The organism is Planococcus alkaliphilus, assembly GCF_057031095.1.
Genome location: NZ_CM168060.1, coordinates 1,745,939 through 1,772,301 on the forward strand (window position 1 = coordinate 1,745,939; position 26,363 = coordinate 1,772,301).

26 protein-coding genes are annotated in these 26,363 nt (G+C 45.7%); 25 read left to right on the forward strand and 1 reads right to left on the reverse strand.

Features of this window, described 5'->3' with window-relative positions; all coding sequences use genetic code 11:
• Positions 1-226: 226 nt before the first annotated feature.
• The 17 genes from aroQ to AC2EXB_RS09450 all read left to right on the forward strand — a co-directional run bounded on the left by aroQ (position 227) and on the right by AC2EXB_RS09450 (position 15,698).
• Positions 227-658 carry a type II 3-dehydroquinate dehydratase gene (aroQ, locus tag AC2EXB_RS09370; RefSeq protein ID WP_483604607.1) on the forward strand — a complete coding sequence of 144 codons (432 nt, stop codon included), beginning with the start codon at positions 227-229 and terminating at the stop codon, positions 656-658.
• Between the two features lie 6 nt (positions 659-664).
• On the forward strand, positions 665-1,732 hold the full coding sequence (locus AC2EXB_RS09375; RefSeq protein ID WP_483604609.1) for a M24 family metallopeptidase: 1,068 nt from the start codon (positions 665-667) through the stop codon (positions 1,730-1,732).
• A 17-nt stretch (positions 1,733-1,749) separates the two neighbouring features.
• Positions 1,750-2,310, forward strand: coding sequence for an elongation factor P (efp, locus tag AC2EXB_RS09380; RefSeq protein ID WP_483604610.1), 561 nt, complete (start codon positions 1,750-1,752; stop codon positions 2,308-2,310).
• Between the two features lie 229 nt (positions 2,311-2,539).
• Complete coding sequence (accB, locus tag AC2EXB_RS09385) at positions 2,540-3,049, forward strand: acetyl-CoA carboxylase biotin carboxyl carrier protein (protein ID WP_483604612.1); 510 nt, start codon at positions 2,540-2,542, stop codon at positions 3,047-3,049.
• A gap of 14 nt (positions 3,050-3,063) precedes the next feature.
• Positions 3,064-4,413 (forward strand): acetyl-CoA carboxylase biotin carboxylase subunit, encoded by a 1,350-nt coding sequence (accC, locus tag AC2EXB_RS09390; RefSeq protein WP_483604613.1) that lies wholly within the window; start codon positions 3,064-3,066, stop codon positions 4,411-4,413.
• A 17-nt stretch (positions 4,414-4,430) separates the two neighbouring features.
• Complete coding sequence (locus AC2EXB_RS09395; RefSeq protein ID WP_251472971.1) at positions 4,431-4,826, forward strand: Asp23/Gls24 family envelope stress response protein; 396 nt, start codon at positions 4,431-4,433, stop codon at positions 4,824-4,826.
• 228 nt (positions 4,827-5,054) lie between these two features.
• Positions 5,055-5,444: a transcription antitermination factor NusB gene (gene nusB, locus AC2EXB_RS09400; protein ID WP_235199095.1), complete on the forward strand. Its 390-nt coding sequence runs from the start codon at positions 5,055-5,057 to the stop codon at positions 5,442-5,444.
• Positions 5,445-5,458: 14 nt separating this feature from the next.
• A complete protein-coding gene (gene folD / locus AC2EXB_RS09405) occupies positions 5,459-6,334 on the forward strand; it encodes a bifunctional methylenetetrahydrofolate dehydrogenase/methenyltetrahydrofolate cyclohydrolase FolD (RefSeq protein WP_483604614.1) in 876 nt (291 codons plus the stop codon).
• 72 nt (positions 6,335-6,406) lie between these two features.
• Positions 6,407-7,768, forward strand: coding sequence for an exodeoxyribonuclease VII large subunit (gene xseA / locus AC2EXB_RS09410; RefSeq protein ID WP_483604615.1), 1,362 nt, complete (start codon positions 6,407-6,409; stop codon positions 7,766-7,768).
• The gene (xseB, locus tag AC2EXB_RS09415) at positions 7,761-7,997 is read left to right on the forward strand and encodes an exodeoxyribonuclease VII small subunit (RefSeq protein ID WP_235199098.1); all 237 of its coding nucleotides are present in this window, start codon (positions 7,761-7,763) and stop codon (positions 7,995-7,997) included. The genes xseA and xseB overlap by 8 nt, the downstream gene beginning before the upstream one ends.
• A complete protein-coding gene (locus tag AC2EXB_RS09420; protein ID WP_483604617.1) occupies positions 7,994-8,872 on the forward strand; it encodes a polyprenyl synthetase family protein in 879 nt (292 codons plus the stop codon). Before xseB ends, AC2EXB_RS09420 begins: the two co-directional genes overlap by 4 nt.
• 92 nt (positions 8,873-8,964) lie before the next feature.
• On the forward strand, positions 8,965-10,866 hold the full coding sequence (gene dxs, locus AC2EXB_RS09425) for a 1-deoxy-D-xylulose-5-phosphate synthase (protein ID WP_483604619.1): 1,902 nt from the start codon (positions 8,965-8,967) through the stop codon (positions 10,864-10,866).
• Entirely contained in the window at positions 10,863-11,687 is an 825-nt protein-coding gene (locus tag AC2EXB_RS09430) for a TlyA family RNA methyltransferase (RefSeq protein WP_483604620.1), read from the forward strand. The genes dxs and AC2EXB_RS09430 overlap by 4 nt, the downstream gene beginning before the upstream one ends.
• A 194-nt stretch (positions 11,688-11,881) precedes the next feature.
• On the forward strand, positions 11,882-12,331 hold the full coding sequence (ahrC, locus tag AC2EXB_RS09435) for a transcriptional regulator AhrC/ArgR (RefSeq protein ID WP_483604622.1): 450 nt from the start codon (positions 11,882-11,884) through the stop codon (positions 12,329-12,331).
• A gap of 17 nt (positions 12,332-12,348) precedes the next feature.
• Complete coding sequence (gene recN / locus AC2EXB_RS09440) at positions 12,349-14,046, forward strand: DNA repair protein RecN (RefSeq protein ID WP_235199100.1); 1,698 nt, start codon at positions 12,349-12,351, stop codon at positions 14,044-14,046.
• A gap of 32 nt (positions 14,047-14,078) precedes the next feature.
• A complete protein-coding gene (gene spo0A / locus AC2EXB_RS09445; RefSeq protein WP_483604624.1) occupies positions 14,079-14,837 on the forward strand; it encodes a sporulation transcription factor Spo0A in 759 nt (252 codons plus the stop codon).
• Between the two features lie 135 nt (positions 14,838-14,972).
• A complete protein-coding gene (locus AC2EXB_RS09450; protein ID WP_483604626.1) occupies positions 14,973-15,698 on the forward strand; it encodes a glycerophosphodiester phosphodiesterase in 726 nt (241 codons plus the stop codon).
• Positions 15,699-15,725: 27 nt separating this feature from the next.
• On the opposite strand, the gene AC2EXB_RS09455 is transcribed toward AC2EXB_RS09450, so the two are convergent.
• Entirely contained in the window at positions 15,726-15,971 is a 246-nt protein-coding gene (locus tag AC2EXB_RS09455) for a DUF2627 domain-containing protein (protein WP_052651730.1), read from the reverse strand.
• Between the two features lie 123 nt (positions 15,972-16,094).
• On the opposite strand from AC2EXB_RS09455, the gene AC2EXB_RS09460 reads away from it, so the two are divergent.
• From AC2EXB_RS09460 to AC2EXB_RS09495, 8 genes are all read left to right on the forward strand, one after another.
• Positions 16,095-18,140 carry a sigma 54-interacting transcriptional regulator gene (locus AC2EXB_RS09460; RefSeq protein WP_483604628.1) on the forward strand — a complete coding sequence of 682 codons (2,046 nt, stop codon included), beginning with the start codon at positions 16,095-16,097 and terminating at the stop codon, positions 18,138-18,140.
• 132 nt (positions 18,141-18,272) lie between these two features.
• Positions 18,273-19,184 carry a phosphate butyryltransferase gene (gene yqiS, locus AC2EXB_RS09465; protein WP_483604629.1) on the forward strand — a complete coding sequence of 304 codons (912 nt, stop codon included), beginning with the start codon at positions 18,273-18,275 and terminating at the stop codon, positions 19,182-19,184.
• Positions 19,185-19,206: 22 nt separating this feature from the next.
• Positions 19,207-20,301 carry a branched-chain amino acid dehydrogenase gene (gene bcd / locus AC2EXB_RS09470; protein WP_483604631.1) on the forward strand — a complete coding sequence of 365 codons (1,095 nt, stop codon included), beginning with the start codon at positions 19,207-19,209 and terminating at the stop codon, positions 20,299-20,301.
• Positions 20,302-20,323: 22 nt separating this feature from the next.
• Entirely contained in the window at positions 20,324-21,415 is a 1,092-nt protein-coding gene (buk, locus tag AC2EXB_RS09475; RefSeq protein WP_483604633.1) for a butyrate kinase, read from the forward strand.
• A gap of 17 nt (positions 21,416-21,432) precedes the next feature.
• Positions 21,433-22,860, forward strand: coding sequence for a dihydrolipoyl dehydrogenase (gene lpdA, locus AC2EXB_RS09480; RefSeq protein WP_483604634.1), 1,428 nt, complete (start codon positions 21,433-21,435; stop codon positions 22,858-22,860).
• A 13-nt stretch (positions 22,861-22,873) separates the two neighbouring features.
• Positions 22,874-23,878 (forward strand): thiamine pyrophosphate-dependent dehydrogenase E1 component subunit alpha, encoded by a 1,005-nt coding sequence (locus AC2EXB_RS09485; protein ID WP_246808850.1) that lies wholly within the window; start codon positions 22,874-22,876, stop codon positions 23,876-23,878.
• Complete coding sequence (locus AC2EXB_RS09490) at positions 23,878-24,861, forward strand: alpha-ketoacid dehydrogenase subunit beta (protein ID WP_483604635.1); 984 nt, start codon at positions 23,878-23,880, stop codon at positions 24,859-24,861. Before AC2EXB_RS09485 ends, AC2EXB_RS09490 begins: the two co-directional genes overlap by 1 nt.
• A 109-nt stretch (positions 24,862-24,970) precedes the next feature.
• The gene (locus AC2EXB_RS09495) at positions 24,971-26,320 is read left to right on the forward strand and encodes a dihydrolipoamide acetyltransferase family protein (protein ID WP_483604636.1); all 1,350 of its coding nucleotides are present in this window, start codon (positions 24,971-24,973) and stop codon (positions 26,318-26,320) included.
• Positions 26,321-26,363 lie beyond the last annotated feature (43 nt).

A 26,363-nucleotide genomic window follows, 5' to 3' on the forward strand; every position in this document is an offset into this window, starting at 1 on the left:
TTTTCAAAAGCGGTGGCTCATGCCACCGCTTTTTTTATTTTGCCGGTTTTCGGTAAAAAGTAAAAAATAGAGCCAAAAGCATTTCTAAATTTAAATGTAATTAATTACATAAGGGTATAAAGAAAAAATCAAAAGACGAAACAAGAAAAATGAAAACGGGAAGAAGTTGCTCGAATGGAGGCTTGTGATAAAATAAAAAGGGTGAGGCAGGAGAGGAGTGCATGGAATGAAAGTTTTATGTTTGAACGGTCCGAACTTAAACCGCTTAGGCAAACGTGAAAAAGAAGCTTACGGGACATTTACACTGGCCGAGCTGGAAGCTGAATTAATGGAATTTTCCGCCCAAAACGGCATAGCTTTGGATTGCCGGCAATCGAACCATGAAGGGGCTCTAGTTGATTGGATCCACGAAGCGGCGGATGACGGGACAGAAGGAATCGTGTTAAACGCAGGGGCGTATACACACACAAGCGTTGCAATCCGGGATGCGATTACATCCATAGAAGTACCAGTAATCGAAGTACATATTTCAAATGTTTACAAACGGGAAGAATTCCGGCACCACTCCTACATTGCACCGGTAGCTGCCGGACAGATTGCAGGATTTGGAAAAGACGTATACAAACTTGGCTTGCAGGCTTTATTATTTCGAAACTAGAGGGGAATGGCGAAATTGAAATTACAAAAATTGCGCAATGAAATGGCAAAGCAAAACATCGAAGCATTATTGGTGACCAGTTCTTATAACTTACGGTACATAACAAACTTTACGGGATCTGCAGGATTGGCACTTGTGACGAAGGAACAGGCATTTTTCATCACAGATTTCCGCTATACGGAGCAAGCATCCGAACAAGTGACGGAATTTAAAGTCGTACAAGCGAAAACGAATCTACTCGAAGAAGCAGCTGAAAAAGCGAAAGAGCTTGGCATCGAATCATTGGCTTTTGAACAGGATTACGTGACTTATTCTTCTTATCTTCAATACCAGGAAAAAATGGGCTCGGCATTAAAGCCAGTCAGTGGCTTGATTGAAAAAATCCGCATGATCAAAACACCGGAAGAAGTCGAAATCTTAAAAGCGGCAGCAAAAATTGCAGATGATGCTTTTGAACATATTTGCGGTTTCATCAAGGCGGGGCAGACGGAACTCGAAATTTCAAATGAACTGGAATTCTTCATGCGCAAACAAGGCGCGACGTCTTCATCATTTGATACGATTGTTGCCTCAGGCCTTCGTTCTGCATTGCCGCACGGAGTTGCAACAGACAAAATCGTTGAACAAGGCGATATGATTACACTTGATTATGGAGCACTCTATAACGGATATATTTCAGATATCACCCGTACAGTTGCGGTAGGAGAACCTTCTGAAAAAATGAAGGAAATCTACCAAATCGTCTTGGATGCACAAGTGCTTGGCGTTGAAAAAATCGGTCCGGGGATGACTGGAATCGAAGCGGATGCAATCGCGCGTGACTACATTAAGTCCAAAGGCTATGGCGAGGCGTTTGGCCATTCTACGGGACACGGCATCGGGCTTGAAGTCCATGAAGGTCCTGGGTTATCATTTAAATCACAGACGGCGCTTGAGCCAGGCATGGCTGTAACAGTGGAACCGGGAATTTATCTTCCGGGAATTGGCGGAGTACGCATCGAAGATGATATACTAATTACCGAGTCAGGAAACGTACGATTAACTAACTCCACAAAAGAGCTACGCATTTTATAACAAACGGAGGAACTCAAATGATTTCAGTAAACGATTTTAAAACAGGTGTAACAATTGAAGTGGATGGCGGAATTTGGCGCGTTATGGAATTCCAGCACGTAAAACCTGGCAAAGGTGCAGCATTCGTCCGCTCGAAACTGCGTAATTTGCGTACAGGCAGCGTAACGGAAAAAACGTTCCGTGCCGGTGAAAAAGTGGCGAAAGCCCAGATTGATAACCGCAAAATGCAATATCTGTATGCAAATGGCGATGAGCATGCTTTCATGGATACAGAAACTTACGATCAAATCGAATTGAACGAAAAAAACATCGAGTATGAATTGAAGTTCTTGCAGGAAAATATGGAAGTTCAAGTCATCCAGTTCCAAGGGGAAGTCTTGGGCGTTGAATTGCCGAACACTGTCGTTTTGGAAGTTGCTGAAACGGATCCTGGCATCAAAGGCGACACAGCTAGCGGTGGATCAAAACCAGCTAAGCTTACTACTGGCTTGGTCGTACAAGTTCCATTTTTCATCAATGAAGGTGATCATTTGATCATTAACACAACAGACTCTTCATACGTATCACGCGCACAATAAGTTCGGAAAATGTGTGTCGACTCATGATGCAGCCCTAGCAAGGTCTTTAGTTCCATTTATGCATTAGGAATATTAAGCAATGGCGCAATGGAGCTATTCTTGCTAAAAAAATCCGGCCTCTTCCTATAGAGGCCTTTTTTTAAATGTCCATCAGGCTATTTCCAAACCATTCAAAAAAGTCTAAAATGGTAGAGTAGTTCATTACATACATAAAAGGGAGTTGGATACATTGAAAATTCAAGAAATCCGAGAAATCATTAAATTAGTGGATAATTCTTCAATTGATGAATTCACATATGAATCTGAAGGTACAAAAGTGAAGTTGAAGAAAAGCGGCAGTACAGTAAGTTCTTCAGCGCCTGCCCAAGTTTTGGCGCCTGCAGCTGAACCGGCGGCTCAAACAGCAACTGCACCAGTTTCAACTCCTGCACCAGCAGCAAAAGCGGAGGAATTGATTTCCGAGGAAACTCCTGAAGTTCCAGCAGCCCAAGAAGACAATATGCACAAAATCCTTTCTCCGATGGTTGGTACATTCTATAAGTCGCCGTCGCCGGAAGAAGAAGCATACGTCCAGCCAGGAACAAAAGTATCTGCTGATCAAGTCGTGTGCATCGTAGAAGCGATGAAATTATTCAATGAAATCGAAGCGGAAGTGGATGGGGAAATTGCTGAGATTCTTGTCAAAGACGGCCAGCTTGTCGAATACGGCCAACCTTTATTCCTCGTCAAAACGAAGTGAGGAGGGTTATGGCCATGAAAAAAGTTTTAATAGCAAACCGTGGTGAAATTGCCGTCCGGATTATTCGTGCTTGCAAAGAAATGGGCATTGAAACCGTAGCGGTCTATTCTGAAGCAGATAAAGAAGCTTTGCATGTGGAACTCGCCGATGAAGCTTATTGCATCGGTCCGAAACTTTCCAAAGACAGTTATTTGAACTTCTCAAACATCATGAGTGTCGCTAAACTGACGAATTGTGACGGCATTCATCCAGGATATGGCTTCCTTGCAGAAAATGAGAGTTTTGCTGAGCTTTGTGAAGCGTGCGACATCATGTTCATCGGCCCAACTTCCGATGCCATTTCTAAAATGGGAACAAAAGACGTTGCCCGTGAAACGATGAGAAAAGCCGGCGTGCCGGTCGTTCCTGGATCCACAGGCATTGTAGGGAGCGAAAAAGAAGGTTTGGAAATTGCTGAAGAACTTGGATTCCCGGTCATCATCAAAGCGACAGCAGGCGGAGGCGGCAAGGGCATCCGTGTGGCCCGCAATCGTGAAGACTTCATTACCGGACTTCGCATGACCCAAAAAGAGGCGGCAGCTGCTTTTGGCAATCCTGGCGTCTATATTGAAAAATTCATCGAAGATTTCCGCCACGTGGAAATTCAAGTGCTGGCCGATTCGCATGGAAATGCGATCCATCTTGGAGAGCGCGATTGTTCGATTCAGCGCCGTATGCAGAAATTGGTCGAAGAAGCACCATCACCGGCATTGACGCCTGAAATCCGTGCACAAATGGGCGATGCTGCAGTTAAAGCTGCTTTAGCTGTTCAATACCGTGGTGCAGGCACAGTCGAATTCATCTTTGACGCGGTCAACCAAAAGTTCTATTTCATGGAAATGAATACACGAATTCAAGTTGAGCATCCCGTCACTGAAATGATTACAGGAATTGATCTGATCCAGCAGCAACTAAAAGTGGCTTCTGGGGAAACATTGGCTTATAAGCAAGAAGACGTGAAATTTAAAGGATGGGCGATTGAATGCCGCATCAATGCGGAGAACCCGGCTAAAAACTTCATGCCATCAGCAGGCAAAGTCAATATGTACCTTCCGCCAGGCGGACTTGGAGTACGCATCGATTCAGCAATGTACCCTGGGTATAGCATCCCGCCGTACTATGATTCGATGGTCGCGAAATTGATCACATTTGCAGACACACGCGAAGAAGCGATTGCAAAAATGAAGCGTGCACTTGGCGAATTTGTAATCGAAGGCGTTCATACGACCATTCCGTTCCATTCGAAATTGATGGATCACGAAGTGTTTAAATCTGGAGACTTCAATACAAAATTCTTAGAGAAATATGATGTATTGGAATCCTAAAAGGAGGATACCAACCGATGGCTGAAAAAACTGCACCTTATGTACGCATGCAATCAAAAGGCGCTCAAGACCTAGGCAATATCGAAGTTGCTCCTGAAGTATTGGAGATTATTGCGAGCATTGCTGCAACAGACATTGAAGGAGTGGCCAGCATGCGCGGAAACTTTGCTTCTGATGTGGTTGAGCGTCTTGGAAAAAAAGTCCATGGCAAAGGCATTAAAACCGATTTATCAGAAGAAGGTTTGATGATTGACGTGTATTGTGTAGTCAATTACGGAGTTTCCATTCCGAAAACGGCATTGAAAATACAAGAACAAGTGCGCCAAACACTTGAAAATATGACATCTCTTCAAACTCAAGAAGTGAATGTACATATCACTGGAATTCAGTTCGATACTCCAGCAGGCGAATAATGTTAAGCTATACCTTTTCCGAAAATGAGGAAAAGGTATGGCTTTTTGTTTTGCTTATCACTGGCTGGAAAATATGAAATGAGGTCACTCCCGATTCATTTAGCGGTTGAAATCAACACCAATTCCAGAATTGAAGGAATTTGTCTAAAGATTTCAAACATGGAAGTTCAGGCTGAATACCTGTATAATGAGGGGTAATTAGTTGTGAAAAGGAGATCGGGAATAGATATGAAAAGACATGAAGCACGTGAAAAGGCGCTCCAGACTTTATTTCAGTTGGACGGCACCGAATTGACGATCGAAGAAGCGATTGAACATGTGATGGGGACAGAGCAGGACAATTTCTATAGCTTGCTTGTCCAAGGAACTTTCCAAAATATGCCAGCAATCGATGATAAATTAAAAGGGCATTTGGAGAATTGGTCGCTTGAGCGCCTTCCGAAAGTAGAACGCACCATTTTAAGAATGGCCGTATTTGAACTTTCCTTTATGGAAGATGCACCTTCAAATGTAGTGATGAACGAAGCAATCGAATTGAGCAAAACATTTGGAGACGATAAATCCAGCCGATTTGTAAATGGGGTATTATCGAAATTCACTGACGAACTGGCAAACTAATTGGAGGGTTTTAAATGGCTGCAACAATCATTGATGGTAAAGCAGTAAGCCGAAAAATTAAAGAGCAAGTGCAAACGAGAGTGGAAAATTTAAAGCAGCAAGGTGTGGTGCCTGGTCTAGCGGTTGTTATTGTTGGCGAAGATCCTGCATCTCTTACATATGTGAAAAACAAGAAAAAAACCTGCGAAGCTCTGGGAATGCGTTCCGATCTTCATCAATATCCGGATACAATTAGTGAAAACGAATTGCTTGAAACAATTAGAGGGCTGAACAACGATCCTGAAATTCATGGGATTCTGGTGCAATTGCCGTTGCCAGCCCATATCGACGAATTTGGAGTGATCCTGACAATTGATCCTTCAAAAGATGTAGATGGCTTTCATCCGGTTTCGGTCGGCAATATGATGATCGGACGAGAAGCATTCCTTCCATGCACGCCGCATGGCATTATGAAATTGCTCGAGCATTATCAAATCGATCCCGCTGGAAAACATGTTGTGGTGATTGGGCGCAGCAATATTGTCGGAAAACCTGTTGGCCAGTTGATGCTTCAGGAAAATGCGACGGTCACGTATTGCCACTCAAGAACAAAAGATCTTCCTTCTTATACAAAACAGGCGGATATCTTAATTTCTGCCATCGGTAGAGCTAAGTTCATCAATCATCGTTATATCAAACCAGGTGCTGTCATTATTGATGTCGGCATGAACCGTGATGAAAATGGAAAATTATGCGGCGATGTGGATTTTGACGATGTCTTGGAAACAGCATCTTATATCACACCTGTTCCCGGCGGTGTCGGGCCAATGACCATCGCAATGCTGATGGGAAATACGCTTCAATCGGCTGAAAACGGTTTGACGAAAGACAAAACCGGTAAAACGATGTAAAATGGATAGAAATGAAGCTGTTTTTCGAAAGAAAGACAGCTTTTTAATTTCTTAGACAGGGGTTGAAATTTGTTGTCGGCCGACCCGTACTTATCAGTAAAAGCATTAACCAAATACATAAAAAAGAAATTTGACGCGGATCCCCATTTGCGCGACGTTTACGTTAAAGGGGAATTGTCGAATGTCAAAATCCATACAAGTGGACATATTTACTTTACGTTAAAAGACAATTCGGCCCGTCTCGCTGCGGTCATGTTTTCAGCGAATGCAAAATCCGTTAAATTCAAGCCGGAAAGTGGCATGACGGTCTTGATTCGGGGAGATGTCAATGTCTACGAAGCTTCGGGGCAATATCAATTGTATGCCCAATCGATGCAAGCAGATGGAATAGGGGATTATTATCTGGCTTTCGAGCAGTTGAAAGAAAAACTGGCAAAAGAAGGCTTGTTCAATGCTGTGCATAAAAAGCCGTTCCCTCGTTTTCCGAAGCGGATTGCAGTGGTGACAGCTCCAACCGGTGCAGCGGTTAGGGATATCGTTACCACGTTGAAACGGCGTTATCCGCTGGCTAAAGTGGTTATTTTCCCAACACTGGTGCAAGGTGCACAAGCGACACAGTCGATTGTCCAGTCCATTCAAGCGGCTGGAAAAAGTGATTTTGATGTGATGATCGTTGGCCGCGGAGGCGGCTCGATTGAAGATTTATGGGCATTTAATGAAGAAGCGGTTGCACGAGCGATTTTTCAGTCGCAAATTCCGATCATTAGCGCAGTTGGCCACGAAACGGATACGACCATTTCCGATTTTGTCGCTGACCTGCGGGCTCCTACGCCGACTGCCGCTGCGGAACTGGCAGTGCCAAGCAAAGCCGAATTGATAGACCGGCTGCTCGGTTACCGGTCAGCCATGTACCGCATGACCTCCAATATGATTACAAAAGATAAAACAGCATTAAACCGGTTGATGAATTCAATGCCGTTAGCATATCCGGACCGCTTATACCGCCCATTTATTGAACGGGTCGAACGAGCGACGGATTCGTTGCAGCGCGAAACGGATCAGCTGATTGTACGGGCGAAAGAGCGCCATAATTATCTGCATAATCAATTGGCAAATCGCACACCTGTCCAACGCATCAAACAGTCTGCAATCGATATTGGCCAATTGGAGCGGAGGCTCGATCATCTGCTTTCTGCCCAGCTCCGTTCGAATCAGCAGCAATTCTCATCTGCAATGCGGACCTTGGATGCTTTGAGTCCTTTGAAAATTATGGATCGCGGCTATTCGATTTCCTATAAAGAAGGGCAAGTCGTAAAAAGCGTCAAACAAGTTGAAAAGGGCGACGAATTAACCGTTTCCTTACAAGATGGCACATTAAAGGCATTAGTGACTGAACGAAATCTTACGAGTGAAGGAGATAAAGAAAATGGCTGAAAAAGAAATCATGTTTAACCAAGCGATGGAACAATTAGAAGAGATAGTCCGTCAGTTAGAGCAAGGGGATGTACCGCTTGAAGAAGCTTTGACGCTTTATCAAAAAGGGATGGAGCTTTCCAAAGTGTGCCACGATAAATTGCAGAGTGCGGAGAAGCAGCTGGTCACGATGATGAATGACGGCAAAGAAGTTTCAATTGATGTAGAAATGGATGGGACTTCCAAATGAATCTGACTACATTCCGAGAAGTGAACGAACCATTAATCCAAAATGAATTAGCGTCATTGATCAAGCAATTGGAAATTCCTGCTTCATTAAAAGATTCCATGGATTATTCCTTGCAAGCCGGCGGCAAACGGATCCGCCCGATTTTATTGCTGGCAGTGGTCCATGAACTTGGCGGCAGCCACCCGGATGCTATAAAAGTGGCAGCAGCCATTGAAATGATCCATACGTATTCGCTGATCCATGATGATTTACCAAGCATGGATAATGATGATTTGAGACGGGGAATGCCGACGAATCACAAAGTTTATGGCGAAGCCGTCGCAATTCTAGCTGGGGATGCCTTATTGACTTATAGTTTCGGTGTTGTGGCACGTCTGCAGCATGTTTCAAGCGATGACAAAATCCGTCTGATCGATTTGATGAGTGTATCAGCTGGTGCTGAAGGCATGGTCGGCGGCCAAGTGCTGGATATTGAAGGCGAAGAAAAGAAATTGAGTTTGGAAGAACTGGAGCAAGTCCATCGTTTGAAAACAGGGGCTTTGCTGACGTACAGCATTTTAGCTGGCGCAATATTAGGCGGGGCGACGCCAGAGCAAATTCTGGCATTTTCAAAATTCGGGGAACATTTCGGGCTCGCATTCCAAATTCAGGATGATATCTTGGATGTTACGGGAACTTCACAGGAGCTTGGCAAGACGGCTGGAAAAGACGAATCAAGCGAAAAAAGCACATATCCAGGTCTGTTAACTTTGCCAAAAGCAAAAGAAAAGCTGGATTACCATGCTTCTGAAGCATTATCGGCCATTCGTTCGCTTGGCGGAAATATGCAGCTGCTAGAGGAATTGACTGCTTTGATCGTAAAACGAAAAAATTAAGCGATGCGCTCAAGTTTGTACATTTGGAATAGATTGTTATAATAGGTAAAGGTAATTTTACGGTAAAAATATAGAAAAAGGTGTGTGATGGAATGGATCTGCATACGATTACTAGTCCATCTTTCTTAAAACAGCTGGATCAAAAACAGCTTGTTGAATTAAGTGAAGATATCCGGCAATTTCTTATTGAAAATTTATCAAGAACAGGCGGGCATATCGGTCCGAATTTGGGTGTAGTTGAACTGACAATTGCTTTACACCGTGTATTCAACAGTCCAGCTGATAAATTCATCTGGGATGTAGGGCATCAGTCATACGTCCACAAGATTTTAACGGGACGCGCTAGCCAATTTGATACATTGCGCCAATTCAAAGGCTTGTGCGGATTCCCGAAACGCAACGAAAGTGAGCATGATGTTTGGGAAACCGGACATAGTTCCACGTCTTTATCAGCGGCTATGGGCATGGCTGCTGCGCGTGATATCAAAAAAGCTAAAAACCATGTTGTTCCGATTATCGGAGATGGTGCGCTTACCGGCGGGATGGCTTTTGAAGCACTTAACCACATTGGTCATGCTAAAACGAATATGATTGTCATTTTAAATGACAACGAGATGTCGATTGCACCGAATGTCGGCGCGATGCACAGCGTCCTCGGAAGAATGCGGACAGCTGGCAAATACAATAAAGTCAAAGACGATTTGGAATATTTATTGAAGAAAATTCCGGCTGTCGGCGGGAAATTGGCTTCCACCGCAGAACGCGTCAAAGACAGCTTGAAGTATTTGTTGGTATCGGGCATGTTCTTTGAAGAGTTAGGCTTTACATATCTTGGACCGATCAATGGCCATGATCTGGAAGAGCTGGAAGAAAATCTTCGATATGCGAAAAAGATGGACGGCCCAGTGCTTCTGCACGTCATAACGAAAAAAGGCAAAGGTTATTTGCCGGCTGAACAAGACCGCATCGGAACGTGGCACGGCATCGGGCCTTATAAGATGGAAACAGGAGATCTTGTGAAATCATCTTCAAAAGCGCCTTCCTGGAGCGGCTTGATTGCAGAAACGGTAAGGAAACTTGCAAGGACAGATGAGCGCATTGTAGCCATCACACCGGCAATGCCTGTCGGTTCGAAGCTCGAAGGATTTGCCTCTGAGTTCCCGGACCGCATGTTTGATGTCGGAATCGCGGAACAGCATGCAACCACGATGGCTGCGGGACTTGCGACGCAAGACATGAAACCATTTTTGGCGATCTACTCTACATTCCTTCAGCGCGCCTATGATCAGGTCGTGCATGATATTTGCCGCCAAAACTTGAATGTCTTCATCGGCATCGACCGTTCGGGATTAGTAGGAGCGGATGGCGAAACGCACCAAGGTGTATTTGACATTGCGTTCTTGCGCCATTTGCCGAACATGGTGATTATGATGCCTAAAGATGAAAACGAAGGACAGCACATGGTGAAAACTGCCATCGAATATAATGACGGCCCAATTGCCCTCCGCTACCCACGCGGAAATGGTTTAGGCGTTGAGATGGATGCCGATTTGACGACACTGCCGATCGGTTCGTGGGAAGTTTTAGAAGAAGGCAAAGATGCTGTAATCCTGACTTTCGGAACGACGATTCCAATGGCGCTCCATGCAGCGGAACAATTGCGTGAACAAGGCATTCAGGCAGAAGTGGTCAATGCACGATTCATCAAACCGATGGATAATGCGATGCTCCATAAAATATTCGGACGCAATGTGCCGATCGTGACGATCGAAGAAGCTGTGCTTCAAGGCGGCTTCGGCAGCGGTGTGCTTGAATTTGCTGAAGAAAATGATTACCGCGGCGCAGTCATCGACCGCCTTGGTATTCCAGATCAATTTATCGAACACGGCGATGTGGCTGAATTGATGGATGAAATCCATTTGAACAGTGATGAAGTTGTTAAAGTCATCAAAAAACGTGTAAATGCTTCTGCGAAAGCGGAAACGAACGTATGACCAATAAAGTGAAAAAAGAACGGGTGGACATTCTCCTCGTTGAACGGGGAATTTGTGAAACCCGGGAAAAAGCAAAACGCGCCATCATGGCTGGCATCATTTATTCCAATGAAGAGCGCATGAACAAACCTGGCGAAAAAATTCCGGAAGATGCGCCGCTGCAGATGAAAGGCAATGATTTAAAATATGTCAGTCGAGGCGGATTGAAGCTCGAAAAAGCCATAGCGGAGTTTGATTTGTCCGTAGACGGCAAGTTGATGCTCGATATCGGTTCTTCGACTGGCGGCTTTACAGATTGCGCTTTGCAAAATGGAGCGAAGCATTGCTACGCACTCGATGTCGGCTATAATCAGCTGGCTTGGAAAATTCGGCAGGATGAACGTGTCACCGTCATGGAACGCACCAATTTCCGCAATTCGAAACCGGAAGATTTTACAGAAGGTTTGCCTGAATTTGCAACGATTGATGTGAGTTTCATTTCCTTGCGCATTATTTTGCCGGTTCTCAAAGAAATCATCGTCCCTGGCGGCGATGTGATCGCTTTAGTGAAACCGCAATTTGAAGCTGGGCGGGAAGCTGTCGGAAAGAAAGGGATTGTCCGTGAACCGAAAACTCACCGCGATGTGCTGATGAAAGTCGGCGGCTTTGCGGTGGATGCCGGTTTCCACCTGCGAAATATGTCTTTTTCACCCATTACCGGAGGAGAAGGAAATATTGAATTTCTTTTCCATCTTCAGTCCGCTTTGGATGGCGAGGAAATTGCAGCGGTATCAGAACAAACTGTTCAAGCTACCGTGCAGGAAGCACACGAGCGCCTATAACACATTCCATTTGGAATGTGTTTTCTTTTTGAGAAATTCGGCCCCTTTTGCATATGAAAAATTCAGTAATCGTATTTCAGAACTGCTAATTTAACCAGTAAATTTCGTGTTTTTCTAATTGACTTGTCAGCGCCTCTGTTTAAAGGTACGATATTAAGGAAATAGAATATTTATTCATTCTAGGAGGATAAACCGTGAACAAAGGCCAACGCCATATCAAAATCCGTGATCTGATTTCGAACCGAGAAATCGAGACGCAGGATGAATTAGTCGAATTACTGAAATCAGCAGGCTACGAAGTGACGCAAGCGACCGTTTCAAGAGATATTAAAGAATTGCATTTAGTGAAAGTGCCGCTGCAAGACGGCCGTTACAAATATAGCCTACCGGCAGATCAGCGATTTAACCCGATGCAAAAATTGCATCGTGCGTTGACAGATGCGTTTGTCAGCATCGATGGGGCGAGCCATTTCTTAATAATGAAAACCTTGCCAGGAAATGCCCATGCTATCGGTTCCTTGATTGACCATTTGGATTGGGAGGAAATTTTAGGGACCATTTGTGGGGACGACACGTGCTTGATTATTTGTCGTGACGTGGAACAGCGCGAAATCTTAAAACAGCGTTTAATAGAAATGCTTTAAAAAAGAGGTGGATGGGTATGCTTCGGGAATTGGATATACGCAATTTTGCTATTATCGACTCCTTGACCGTCAGCTTTACAGAAGGGCTGACGGTTTTGACTGGGGAAACTGGGGCCGGCAAATCGATTATCATCGATGCGGTCCATCTATTGGCTGGGGGAAGAGGCAGCCAAGAGTTTATTCGCCATGGCGCTAAAAAAGCGGAAATCGAAGGATTGTTTACACTGGACAATGAAAAGCATCCGGTGTTTCGCAAATTAGAAGAATTCGGCATCGATTCGAGTGACGGGGATATTCTTCTGCGCCGGGAATTGAATGACCGCGGAAAAAATGTTTGCCGGATCAACGGCAAGCTTGTCACGATCTCTATTTTGCGTGAAGTGGGCGCTGCCCTCATTGATATACACGGCCAGCACGAGACCCAGGAATTGATGGATGAAAAGCAGCATCTTTATCTGCTGGATCAGTTTGCCGGAAAAACCTTGACCAAAGCGAGAGAAAGCTATTCCCATACGTATGATAAATACATGAAGCTGAAGCGGGAATTTGCTTCATATAATGAAAATGAGCAGCAAATTGCACAGCGCATCGATTTGCTGACGTTCCAATTGCGGGAAATTGAAGCTGCCGAACTGGTAGCAGGGGAAGAGGAAGAGCTTCAGCAAGAGCGCAAGAAACTTCAAAACTTCAATAAAATCTTCGAATCGGTATCGGCCGCCCATGAAGCCATCCAAGGCGAATCCAAGGGACTCGATTGGGTAGGTTCAGCGATGTCGGAACTCGAGCATGCCGCTTCAGTGGATGAACAGCTGAATAGCCATTCCGAAACACTTTCGAGCGCCTTTTATTTGATCCAAGATGTATCGACTGATATTAAACGGATACTGGATGACATGGAATTCGATCCAGCCCGGTTGAATGAAATTGAACAGCGTCTTGTCTTGCTCCAATCGCTTAAACGGAAATACGGAGCTTCGGTGGAAGACATCCTTTTGTATCACGAAACGCAAGTGGACGAATTGGATAAATTGATCAACCGTGACCAGCGCATTCAGCTTGACCAGGAAAAGCTGAAGGAATTGACGGAAGACCTGCGCGTGGAAGCGGAAGAACTGACGATCTTACGGAAAAAAGCAGCTGCCAAGCTCAGCAAAGCCATCATGGAACAATTGCGCGAACTCCATATGGGGAAAGCTTCATTCGAAGTGAATTTTGCCTCGCTGCCGGGTGGACGGTTTGACCGCAATGGCCGTGATGCGATTGCGTTCTACATTTCAACCAATCTTGGCGAACCATTGAAGCCCTTGACAAAAGTGGCTTCCGGCGGGGAATTGTCGCGGATGATGCTTGCGCTGAAAACGATCTTTTCGAAACACCAAGGCATTACTTCCATTATTTTCGATGAAGTGGATACAGGAGTCAGCGGCAGAGTGGCACAAGCGATCGCGGAAAAAATCGCTGCCATCTCGGTTCATTCCCAAGTTCTGTGCATTTCGCATTTGCCTCAAGTGGCCGCTATGGCCGACCAGCATTTATTCATCGAAAAGAAAGTGGAGAAGCAGCGTACCACTACAGCAGTCCATGAACTAGAGGGCTATGAACGGACAGAAGAAATGAGCAGAATGCTTTCAGGAGCAGAAATTACTGATTTGACTTTACAGCATGCCGAAGAATTGCTGACGCTTGCGCGCGACAGAAAACTTACCATGAGGTAGTATGCAAAAAGCAGTCAACAGGGGGAAAGTTGATGGATAAGATAAAAATTGCAATTGCGGACGATAATCGTGAACTTGTGAGACTGATGAGCGATTATTTAAGCAAAGAACCGAATATGGAAGTTGTCGCAATCGCATACAACGGAAAAACGTGTATTGAAATGCTGAAAAAACAGAAAATCGATATATTGGTGTTGGATATCATCATGCCTTATCTAGACGGAATCGCTGTTTTGGATGCGATCAAAGAAGATGATAACTTGAGGGGGATCGACGTAATCATGCTTTCGGCATTCGGGCAAGAATCGATTATGAGCCAAGTTGCCCAATACGGTGCTTCCTACTTTATCATGAAGCCGTTTGAAACCGAGCGCCTTGCTGTGCAGATCAACCACATCATGCAAAACCGGTCGGTTCCGCAGCAGACAGCGAGCGGCGAAACCTTAAAAGAAGAACGCATCAGCACGATGATGAAAGATATCGGCGTTCCTCCGCATATTAAAGGCTATGTTTATCTGAAAGAAGCGGTTTCGTTGGTGCTTGAAAATCCGGATATCTTAAACCGGATCACAAAAGCCCTTTATCCGGGAATCGCCGATATTTTCGATACAACCCCTGCCAGAGTGGAGCGCTCGATCCGCCATGCGATTGAATTGGTGTGGAATAAAAGCGATACCACCCACATTTCGAAGATTTTCGGCTATAGCGAAGAACATCTACAGTCGAAGCCTTCCAACTCGCAATTCATTGCAATGGTTGCCGATAGCATTCGGCACGGTCATCATTTATAATTACAATATGCGATTAATCCTATTTAATCGCTCGACTTAAACACTCAGCCAATGACTGTTCATCGGAGTAAAAATAGAAAGAAAAGCCGGGGAACAAGCCTGGCTTTTTTTATATTAGAAAGAGGATGATAAAACGTGTCTGAAGTTAAAGTGTACGCTCACCGCGGCGCCTCCGGCTACATGTTGGAAAATACATGGAGTGCTTTCCAAAAAGCATGTGAATTCGGAGTGGGCATCGAGTTGGATGTGCAAATAACGAAAGATGGAGTTGTAGTGGTCTATCACGACGACAATTTAAAGCGGCTCAGCGGAAAGAACTGCTTAATAGAAGAGCATAACTACGAAACACTGAAGGACATTAAAATCGGCAAACGCTGGAAACGGCGGTTCACTAGCCATTCCATTCCGCTTGCCTACGAAGTGTTTCAATGGGCGAAAGAAAAAAATGTGCCTTTGAATATAGAAATGAAAAAATCGGTTTCTACCCATCCGAAAGGACCTGAAATTCTGGCAGCGATGCTTGAAGGGGCGGGGGACTTTCATCTTTCGTCATTCGACGCAGAATTGCTGCGCAAGATGAAAGTCTTGATGCCTGGCACTGAGATGGCTTTGATCATTAAAAAAGGAATGCCACTTGAAAAGATCGAAACAATGGATTGGATCGATAGCATCCACCTCCATAAACGGCTGTATTCCATGGAATTTTTGAAGAACTTGCATAAAATGAAAAAGAATATCCGCGTCTATGGCCTGCTCGGACGAGAAGCTGCTTTAAGAGAGCTTGCGCCAGAACTGGTTGGCGTAATTACGGATTACCCGGATCGGATAAAAGAAAAATTGCGTCTTGCCTATGAAAGGTAAGACGCAATTTTTTTGAGGTTTTAATTCTTATTTTTGGGGGCGCTTTTGAAATTTCTCAGCGACTGTCCCTTTTTTGCGGTCCCGGTTCAATAAGAAGCCGGCGAAAAATCCAATGCCAATTACAACAAACAGCGTTCCTAATGTGAATTGCAGCCATAACGCAGGGTACGGCTCCAATAATTTATTGAACAAAGTATCGCGCATAAGCTTAATGCCATAAGCAGCCAAGATACCTGGAATCAGCAAAATAATAAATGCGATTAAACGGCCCATCTTTTCACTCCTTTCATCTATTGTTTCCAATTCTGATTAAGTTGTCAAGAATTCGTTCCTGATGTACCCTTTAAAAAGAGACTGCAATTTATTGCAAGATGTATAGGAAAGGTATGAATCCATTTGCAAAACGTAGTGATTATCGGCGGCGGCGCTGGCGGCTCTGCCATTTTACAGATTTTATTGGAATCGGATTATATGCAGGTCATCGGCATTGCAGACACAAATTTGGATGCGCCGGCGATTCATACGGCGCGTACCGAAGGAATATTTGTCACGGACAATTACCGGGACTTTAACAAAGAACAAGTGGATATGGTCTTTAACGTAACGGGAAGTGAGAATGTGCAAAAGGAATTGCCGCAATTTTTTTCGGAAAATACGGTAATCATCCCCGGCAGCATCGCCAACGCCCTTGTCCGCCTGTTGATAGAAAAAGAACATTTGATTTCGTTGCTGAGCGAAGAAAGCCATAAACAGAATATCATTTTTAATTCCATAGAAGAAGGCATGATCGGAATCGATAAAGACGGGCATGTCAATTTCATGAATCGAAGCGCTGCCCGCATGGTCAATGTGGATATCGAATCTGCCATCGGCCGGCCGGTCAATGAAATCATTTCTTCGAGTGAACTTTCGCGCATTTATGAAACTGCGCGCACTGAGTTGAACCGGGAACTGGTGTTAAAAAACGGCACCAAAATTGTCACTTCCCGTTTTCCGATGATTGACGAGAACGGGGAAACCATCGGCGCTTTCGCTGTTTTTAAAGACATCAGTGAAGTCGTTTCCTTAGCGGAGCAGATTACGGATTTAAAAGAAGTCCAGACGATGCTGCAAGCGATTATCCAGTCCAGTGATGATGCCATTTCCGTAGTCGATGAAAAAGGCAATGGATTGTTGGTGAACCCGGCTTATACACGCATTACCGGTTTGCAGATGGCAGATGTAATCGGGCAGCCGGCTTCTGCAGATATATCGGAAGGGGAAAGCATGCACTTAAAAGCGCTGCAAACACGCAAGCCTTACCGGGGAGTTAATTTGAAAGTCGGCCCTGCGAACCGGGAAGTCATTGTCAATGTGGCGCCGATTATCGTAGACAATCAATTAAAAGGCAGTGTCGGCGTTATCCACGATACAACAGAAATCCGATCGCTGATGAAAGAATTGGACCGGGCACGGAGCATCATCCGGACACTTGAATCGAAATATACATTCGATGACATTGTCGGCTATTCTTCTGAAATGCAGCTCAGCCTTCAGCAGGCAAAACTTGCCGCACAGACCTTGGTGACCGTATTGCTCCGCGGAGAATCCGGAACCGGCAAGGAATTGTTTGCGCATGCCATCCACAGTGCCAGTGAGCGGAAATTCAATAAATTCGTAAGGGTCAATTGTGCGGCTCTATCGGAATCGCTGCTCGACAGTGAATTGTTCGGCTATGAAGAAGGGGCACTTCCTGGCGTCAACAGTGGAGCCAAACGCGGTTTGTTCGAAGAAGCGAACAACGGCAGTATTTTTCTTGACGAAATCGGGGAATTATCTCCCGCCCTTCAAAGCAAGCTCCTTCGTGTGCTGCAGGAACATGAGACGCTGCGCATCGGCGGTACAACACCCATTCCCGTCAATGTCCGTGTCATCGCTTCGACAAATGCGAATATGGAAAAAGCGCTTCTTGACGGCACATTCCGTGAAGATCTTTATTACAGGCTGAACCGGATGCCGATTTTAATTCCGCCGCTGCGCAAACGAAAGCAGGACATCCCGCAAATCGTGGAACGGCTTTTGCTGAAATTGAATCAGGAATACGGCCGGAATGTAGAGGCGGTCACGGAAAAAGCGACGCAATTATTGAAAGTATACGATTGGCCCGGAAATGTCCGGGAACTGGAGAACGTAATCAGCCGTTCAATGATTTTCATGCAGATGAATGACAAGACTTTAACCGAAGAACACATTCCGCGGAATATGCTGAAAGCGGCTGAAGCAAAGCATGAAGTAGTTGTTGAATCTTCTGTGCCGCTCCAGGAACAGCTGGACGCAGTTGAACGCGGCATTTTGCATCACGCACTCACTCAATTCAAAGGGAATAAATCCAAGACTGCAAAGCAGCTGGAAATCTCCCTTCGCACTTTGTATTACAAACTCGAAAAATATGGCTTATCGTGAATCTGTGCAAATTATTGCAGGGTTTTGCAATAATTTGCACGGTAAATAGCCTTAAAAAGGAAATAAAGCGCTTTCATCCCTTATATCTTAGCTTTCAATCTGTTTTAATAAAGAAGGAACGGGGTGATTTTGATGGCCACATTAGCTGAAATCCTGGAAAGTACGGCGAGTAGCGAAGAAACGATTGTAGCCGTTGCGGCTGCAGCTGATTCAGAAGTACTTGAAGCAGTCCACCGCTCGCTCGAACGGAATCTTGCCAGTTTCAGGCTTTTCGATGATATGGGAAAATTGCGTTCTGCAATGGCGCAAAGCCATCCCTATCTAAGCAATCATCCTAAAATACAAATTCACCATGCAGCCGATCCTCAATCAGCAGCTGAAGAAGCTGTAAAGTCAGTTTTCAATAAAGAGTCTGACGTATTGATGAAAGGGCATATACCAACAGCTTTATTAATGAAAGCGGTTTTACAACCGGAATTTGGCTTGCGGACCGATCAGATTTTGTCACATGTTGCCGCCTTTGAAATCGAAGGTTTTGAACGGCTGCTATTTGTGACGGATGCGGGGATGAACATCAACCCGGATCTGCAAAGAAAAGCTGAGATACTCCAGAATGCAGTTTTTTTCGCGCATTCACTTGGAATCTGCATGCCGGTCGTTGCGCCGCTCGCTGCAATTGAAGTCATCAATCCCGTCATGCAAGCGACAGTAGATGCCGCTGCTCTCACTGCGATGAATAAGCGCGGTCAGATAACGGGCTGCATTGTAGACGGGCCGCTCGCCCTCGATAACGCGATTTCATTAAAAGCAGCCAAACACAAAGGGATTGCCACGAAGTCGGCTGGATTAGCTGATATTTTGCTGGTCCCCAATATTGAATCAGGCAACATCTTGTATAAATCATTAGTCTTTTTTTCAAAAGCGAAAGTGGGAGGCGTCATTGTGGGGGCAAAAGCGCCCATCGTCTTGACTTCCCGGGCAGACAGCGCAGAAACGAAATTGTTCTCGCTTGCTCTCGCCATTCGCTCATCGAGCATCCAATGAGACCCACTAGGAGGAATTTACAATGGAAATTTTCAAAAGAATGGAACAGCACGACTACGAGCAATTGGTATTTTGCCAAGATAAAAACTCAGGTTTGAAAGCAATCATCTGCATTCACGATACGACGCTTGGACCAGCTCTAGGCGGTACACGCATGTGGAATTATGAAACAGAAGAAGAAGCAATCGAAGATGCAATCCGCCTTGGCCGCGGAATGACTTATAAAAACGCAGCTGCCGGATTAAACCTTGGCGGCGGTAAAACAGTTATCATCGGCGATCCGTTAAAAGACAAAAACGAAGAAATGTTCCGTGCTTTCGGCCGTTTCATCCAAGGCTTGAATGGCCGCTATATCACAGCTGAAGACGTGGGTACGACAGTTGCAGATATGGACTTGATCCATGAAGAAACAGATTTCGTCACTGGAATCTCACCTGCATTCGGTTCTTCAGGCAACCCTTCACCGGTAACAGCTTACGGAATTTACATCGGCATGAAAGCCGCTGCTCTTGAAGCGTTCGGCGACGATTCGCTTGAAGGCAAAACGATTACAGTCCAAGGCGTAGGGAACGTTGCCTACACACTTTGCAAACACCTTCACGAAGAAGGCGCTAAATTGATCGTTACGGATATTAACCAAGACGCGGTACAGCGTGCAGTAAATGATTTCGGCGCAGTAGCTGTTGCACCAAATGATATCTATTCACAAGAAGCGGATATTTTCGCACCATGTGCGATGGGCGCAATCATCAACGACGAGACGATTCCTCAATTGAAAGTAAAAGTTGTAGCAGGGTCTGCAAACAACCAATTGAAAGAAGAGCGCCACGGCGATGAATTGGAAGCGAAAGGCATCGTTTATGCTCCTGACTTCGTTATCAACTCAGGCGGCGTAATCAACGTTGCTGATGAATTATACGGCTACAACAACGAACGTGCGATGAAACGCGTTGAAACAATTTATGACAGCATCACACGCATTTTCGAAATCTCAAAACGTGATGGCATTCCTAGCTATATCGCTGCAGAGCGTATGGCAGAAGAACGCATCAACCGCGTTAGAAATTCAAGATCACAATTTTTGCGCAACGGACATGACATCCTAAGCAGAAGATAATAAAGAAATGGAGGGTCCGCTTGTGCAAGAACAGCATCAGCGTATTTTGGTCCTGAATCCCGCTTCGGATGCGACTAAAATCGGCGTTTTTGACAACGACATTTTGATCATGGAGAAAACGCTCCATCATTTTTCAAGTGAATTTGATGAATTTGCTTCATTAGCAGGTCAAAGTGCCGTTCGAAAACAAGCGATTCTTGAAGCGTTGGATGAAGAAGGCATGAATGTCTCGAATCTGGCGGCAGTATGTGGAAGAGGAGGATTGCTCCGTCCCATAGAAGGCGGGACTTATTTGGTGAATGAAGCAATGCTCGAAGATTTGAAAAAAGGGATATTAGGTCAGCATGCCTCCAATTTAGGGGGCATTGTTGCGTATGAAATCGCAAATGGCTTGAATATCCCTTCTTTCATTGTCGACCCGGTAGTGGTGGATGAATTATCGCCGCTGGCCCGAATCTCTGGCTTTGACGGCATCGAACGAAAATCGATTTTTCATGCGTTAAATCAGAAAGCGGTTGCCCGCAGATATGCCAAAGAACGTGGGCGAAGCTATGAAGATGTTCGACTGATTGTCGCCCATTTAGGCAGAGGGATTACCGTAGGGGTCCATCAGGGCGGCAAAGTGGTCGATGTCAATAATGGCCTTCACGGCGACGGCCCTTTCAGTATGGAACGTGCAGGTACAATCCCTTCCGGTGATTTGGTGGAATTGTGTTATTCCGGGCGTTATAGCCGGCGGGATATGCTGCTGAAGCTTGTCCGGAATTCTGGAGTTGCAGGATATTTAGGCACGAGCGACAGCGTACGGATCGAACGGCGGATTAAGAACGGCGATCTGGCAGCGAAAACGGTTTATGACGCGATGGCTTATCAAGTAGCAAAAGAAATCGGGGCGGCAAGCGCAGTTCTTGAAGGCCGGATCGATGCCATCATTTTGACCGGGGCGCTGGTGCACGGCAAAGCCTTAACCGAAGAAATCACGAAGCGTATCCACTGGATTTCAGATGTAATCATTGAACCGGGTGAAAACGAGCTTCAGGCATTGGCTGAAGGAGCTGTCCGGGTTTTAAAAAATGAAGAAGACGCAAAAGTTTACCCAGCATTATCAGAATAAGGAGGTCATCTTCACTCATGGCACAAAATTATGATGTAGTTATCCTTGGAGGCGGGACGGGCGGTTATGTAGCTGCTATCCGTTCAGCACAATTAGGGTTAAAGACGGCAATTGTTGAAAAAGGTAATTTAGGCGGTACCTGTTTGCATAAAGGCTGTATTCCAAGCAAGGCGCTGCTTCGCAGTGCAGAAGTCTACTCGACGACGAAGAACCATGCAGCGGACTTCGGTGTGAACACAGGTGAAGTATCATTGGACTTCTCACGTGTCCAGCAGCGCAAACAAGGAATCGTTGATCAATTGCATGCAGGCGTCAAAGGCTTGATGAAAAAAGGCAAGATCGACGTCTATGAAGGCATTGGCCGTATTTTAGGGCCATCCATCTTTTCGCCGAATCCGGGCACCATTTCTGTTGAAATGAATAACGGAGAAGAAAATGAAATGCTGATTCCGAATAATGTCATCATCGCTACCGGATCTCGTCCGCGCACGTTGCCGGGTCTTACAATTGACGGGAAATTCGTCATGAGTTCAGATGAGGCCCTTGCAATGGAAGAGCTTCCAAAATCGATTCTGATTGTCGGCGGCGGCGTTATCGGCATCGAATGGGCATCCATGCTCAATGATTTCGGTGTAGAAGTCACGGTTATCGAGTATGCGGACCGCATCATTCCAACAGAAGATAAAGATATTTCAAAAGAAATGCAGAAGCTTCTGGCGAAAAAAGGCATCAAGTTCGCAACGAGCGCTAAAGTGATGGCTGAAACGCTCCAGACTGGCGACAACGGTGTGACGATCCAGGCAGAAATGAAAAACGGGACTGAATCTTTCTCAGCTGAAAGAATGCTGGTTTCTGTAGGGCGCCAGGCAAACGTTGAAAACATCGGCCTTGAAAATACCGATATTATTGTTGAAAAAGGGTTTATTCAAGTAAAAAATACCTTCCAGACTAAAGAATCCCATATTTACGCAATTGGAGACGTCATTGGCGGCCTTCAACTTGCGCATGTGGCTTCACACGAAGGAATTACGGCGATTGAACATATTAAAGGGAACAACCCGCACGCCATCAATTATGATCTGGTATCCCGCTGCATCTATTCAAATCCGGAAGCTGCAAGCGTCGGCATCACAGAAGATCAGGCAAAAGAAAAAGGCTTTGATGTCAAAGTCGGCAAATTCTCATTTAAAGCAATTGGGAAAGCGCTTGTTTACGGCGAGTCAGATGGATTTGTGAAAATTATCGCTGACAAAGCCACGAACGATATTCTCGGTGTCCATATGATTGGGCCGCACGTAACGGATATGATTTCTGAAGCGGGCCTTGCAATGGTGCTTGACGCAACGCCATGGGAAATTGCCGAAACGATCCATCCGCACCCGACATTGTCTGAAGTCATGGGAGAAGCGGCACTTGCTGTAGACGGAAAAGCAATCCATAGCTAAAGGAGGAGTTCAAATGGCTTCAAAACACGAAGAAGCAGGTTTGACGAAAGAAGATTTATTGAAGATCTATGAAACGATGATGACGGCGCGCCGTGTGGATGAGCGGATGTGGCTCCTAAACCGGGCCGGCAAAATCCCGTTCGTCATTTCATGCCAAGGGCAAGAAGCGGCTCAAGTAGGAGCAGCTTATGCACTGGATAATACGAAAGACTATATTGCACCTTATTACCGTGATTTGGGCGTTGTGCTGCATTTCGGCATGACTCCGAAAGACATTATGCTTTCAGCGTTTGCAAAAGCAGAAGATCCGAACTCCGGCGGACGCCAGATGCCAGGGCATTTCGGCCAAAAGAAAAACCGTATTCTGACGGGTTCTTCGCCGGTAACGACGCAATTGCCGCATGCAGTCGGTGTTGCACTTGCCGGGAAAATGAAAAAGCAGGATTTCATCACGTTCAATACGCTTGGCGAAGGTTCTTCCAACCAAGGAGATTTCCATGAAGGCTTGAACTTTGCAGGCGTCCATAAATTGCCGGTCATCACAATGGTCGAAAACAATAAATACGCGATTTCTGTTCCATTCGACCGCCAAGTGGCGAGCAAAAACGTATCAGACCGCGCAGCAAGCTACGGCATGCCGGGTGTGACAATTGACGGAAATGATCCGATTGAAGTCTATAAACACGTGAAAGAAGCGGCTGACCGTGCACGCCGCGGCGAAGGCCCAAGCTTGATCGAAACGGTTTCTGAACGGATGACGGCCCATTCATCGGATGATGATCACCGCCAATACCGCTCAGCAGACGAATTGGCTGCGCAAAAAGATAAAGATCCGATCCTGACTTTTGGTGCATATTTGAAAGAAAACGGCATCATGGATGATGAATTGGAAAAAGAAATCAACGACCGCATCATGGTGATCGTAAACGAAGCGACAGATTACGCTGAAAACGCTCCATACGCAGAACCGGAACATGCACTTAAATATGTCTATGCGGAAAAAGGAGGAAACGAATAATGGCAGTAATGAATTATATTGACGCCATCACGCTTGCCATGAAAGAAGAAATGGAACGTGACGAAAACGTTTTTGTCCTAGGTGAAGATGTCGGGAAAAAAGGCGGCGTATTTAAAGCGACGCAAGGATTGTATGATCAATTCGGAGAAGACCGCGTAGTGGATACGCCGCTTGCGGAATCAGCGATTGCCGGTGTTGGAATCGGAGCAGCGATGTACGGCATGCGCCCGATCGCTGAATTCCAATTTGCAGATTTCATCATGCCTGCAGTCAACCAGATCATTTCGGAAGCTTCGCGCATCCGCTACCGGTCGAACAATGATTGGTCATGCCCGATCGTTTTCCGCGCGCCATTTGGCGGCGGCGTTCACGGGGCGCTTTACCACTCCCAATCAGTGGAAGCGGTATTTGCGAATCAGCCTGGATTGAAAATTGTCATCCCGTCCACTCCATACGATGCGAAGGGATTACTGAAAGCGGCGATCCGCGATGAAGATCCGGTCATGTTCTTTGAGCATAAACGGGCTTACCGTTTGATCAAAGGCGAAGTTCCAGAAGACGACTATACTGTTGAGATCGGAAAAGCGGATGTAAAACGCGAAGGCGAAGACATTACCGTCATCACTTACGGACTGGCTGTCCATTTCGCACTTCAAGCGGCAGAGCGCCTGGCAGAAGACGGCATTTCTGCACATGTTCTAGATTTGCGCACGATTTATCCGTTGGATAAAGACGGCATTATCGAAGCAGTGAAGAAAACCGGAAAAGTTCTATTGGTCACAGAAGACAATAAAGAAGGAAGCATTATCGGTGAAGTGGCGGCGATCATCGCTGAAAACTGCCTATTCGACCTTGATGCACCGATCAAACGCTTGGCAGGTCCAGATGTTCCGGCGATGGCGTATGCGCCGACAATGGAAAAATACTTCATGATCAACCCGGATAAAGTGGAAAAAGCGATGCGGGAACTTGCGGAATTTTAATCGAAAAGCGGAGGCGGGCGTTCAGCTCTGAAAGGCTTATGACCCGAGGAGTTGCCCGTTGTGAACAAAGAAAAGTAAAAGATGCACTCAATAAAAGGAGGAATCCCTTTTGGCTATAGAAAATATTAAAATGCCGCAGCTGGGCGAAAGTGTAACAGAAGGAACCATTGAAAAATGGCTCGTTCAGCCAGGAGACCACGTCAATAAATACGATCCTTTGGCTGAGGTCAATACGGATAAAGTAACGGCTGAAGTGCCTTCTTCATTCACGGGTATCATTAAAGAATTGATTGCAAGCGAAGGCGATACGCTGGAGGTCGGAGCGATCGTTTGTACGATCGAAACCGAAGGCGGAGATGCTGCGCCGGCTGAAGAGGAAAAACCAGCTGAAGCCGGAAAAGAAAACGTCATGCCTGCTGCAGATACGGAAGTGACGAAAGGTTTGCAAGGAACGAAAGGTTCCTCACAGCCTGTCCGTCCGGAAGGTTCGAAAGCCCGCTATTCACCGGCTGTTTTGCGCCTCGCGCAAGATAACGACATCGACTTGGCGCAAGTGCAAGGCACTGGAAACGAAGGGCGCATCACGCGCAAAGATTTGCTTGCTTTAATCGAAAGCGGCAATATTCCAAAAGCCGGGGGTGCACCTGCAGCGCCGGCCCAAGAAGAAAGCCGTCCGGCTGCAAGTGAGTCTGCACCAGCCCAAGCGCCATCTTCACCAGCACCGGCACAGAAATCCGCGCCGATTGAAAGTGCACCTGGCGATATTGAAATTCCTGTTACGGGTGTCCGCCGTGCGATTGCTGCCAATATGCTGAAGAGCAAGCACGAAGCGCCTCATGCATGGATGATGATCGAAGTCGACGTGACGGAATTGGTTTCCTACCGCGATTCTTTGAAAAAAGATTTCAAGAGCAAAGAAGGATTCAACCTCACGTATTTCGCATTTTTCGTCAAAGCGGTTTCTCAGGCATTGAAAGAGTTTCCGATGATGAATTCGATGTGGGCTGGAGATAAAATCATCCAGAAGAAAGACATCAATATTTCTATTGCTGTCGCATCTGACAACGCCTTATTCGTTCCGGTCATCAAAAACTCGGATGAAAAATCGATTAAAGGCATCGGCAAGGAAATCAACGAATTGGCTGTTAAAGCCCGTTCCGGCAAATTGAAATCTGCTGATATGCAAGGCGGGACATTTACCGTCAACAGCACGGGCTCATTTGGTTCTGTGCAATCAATGGGCATTATCAACCATCCGCAAGCGGCGATTCTGCAGGTCGAGTCGATTGTGAAACGCCCGGTGATCATGGACAATGGCATGATTGCAGCGCGTGATATGGTCAATTTGTGCTTGTCTCTTGACCACCGCGTATTGGATGGGTTGATTTGCGGCCAGTTCATGGCCCGCGTAAAAGAAATTCTCGAAAACATGAACAAAGGCAACACCTCTGTTTATTAATTCCTTGAAACAGAGGTTTCCACCTTTTAAAGCAGAGAGAAAA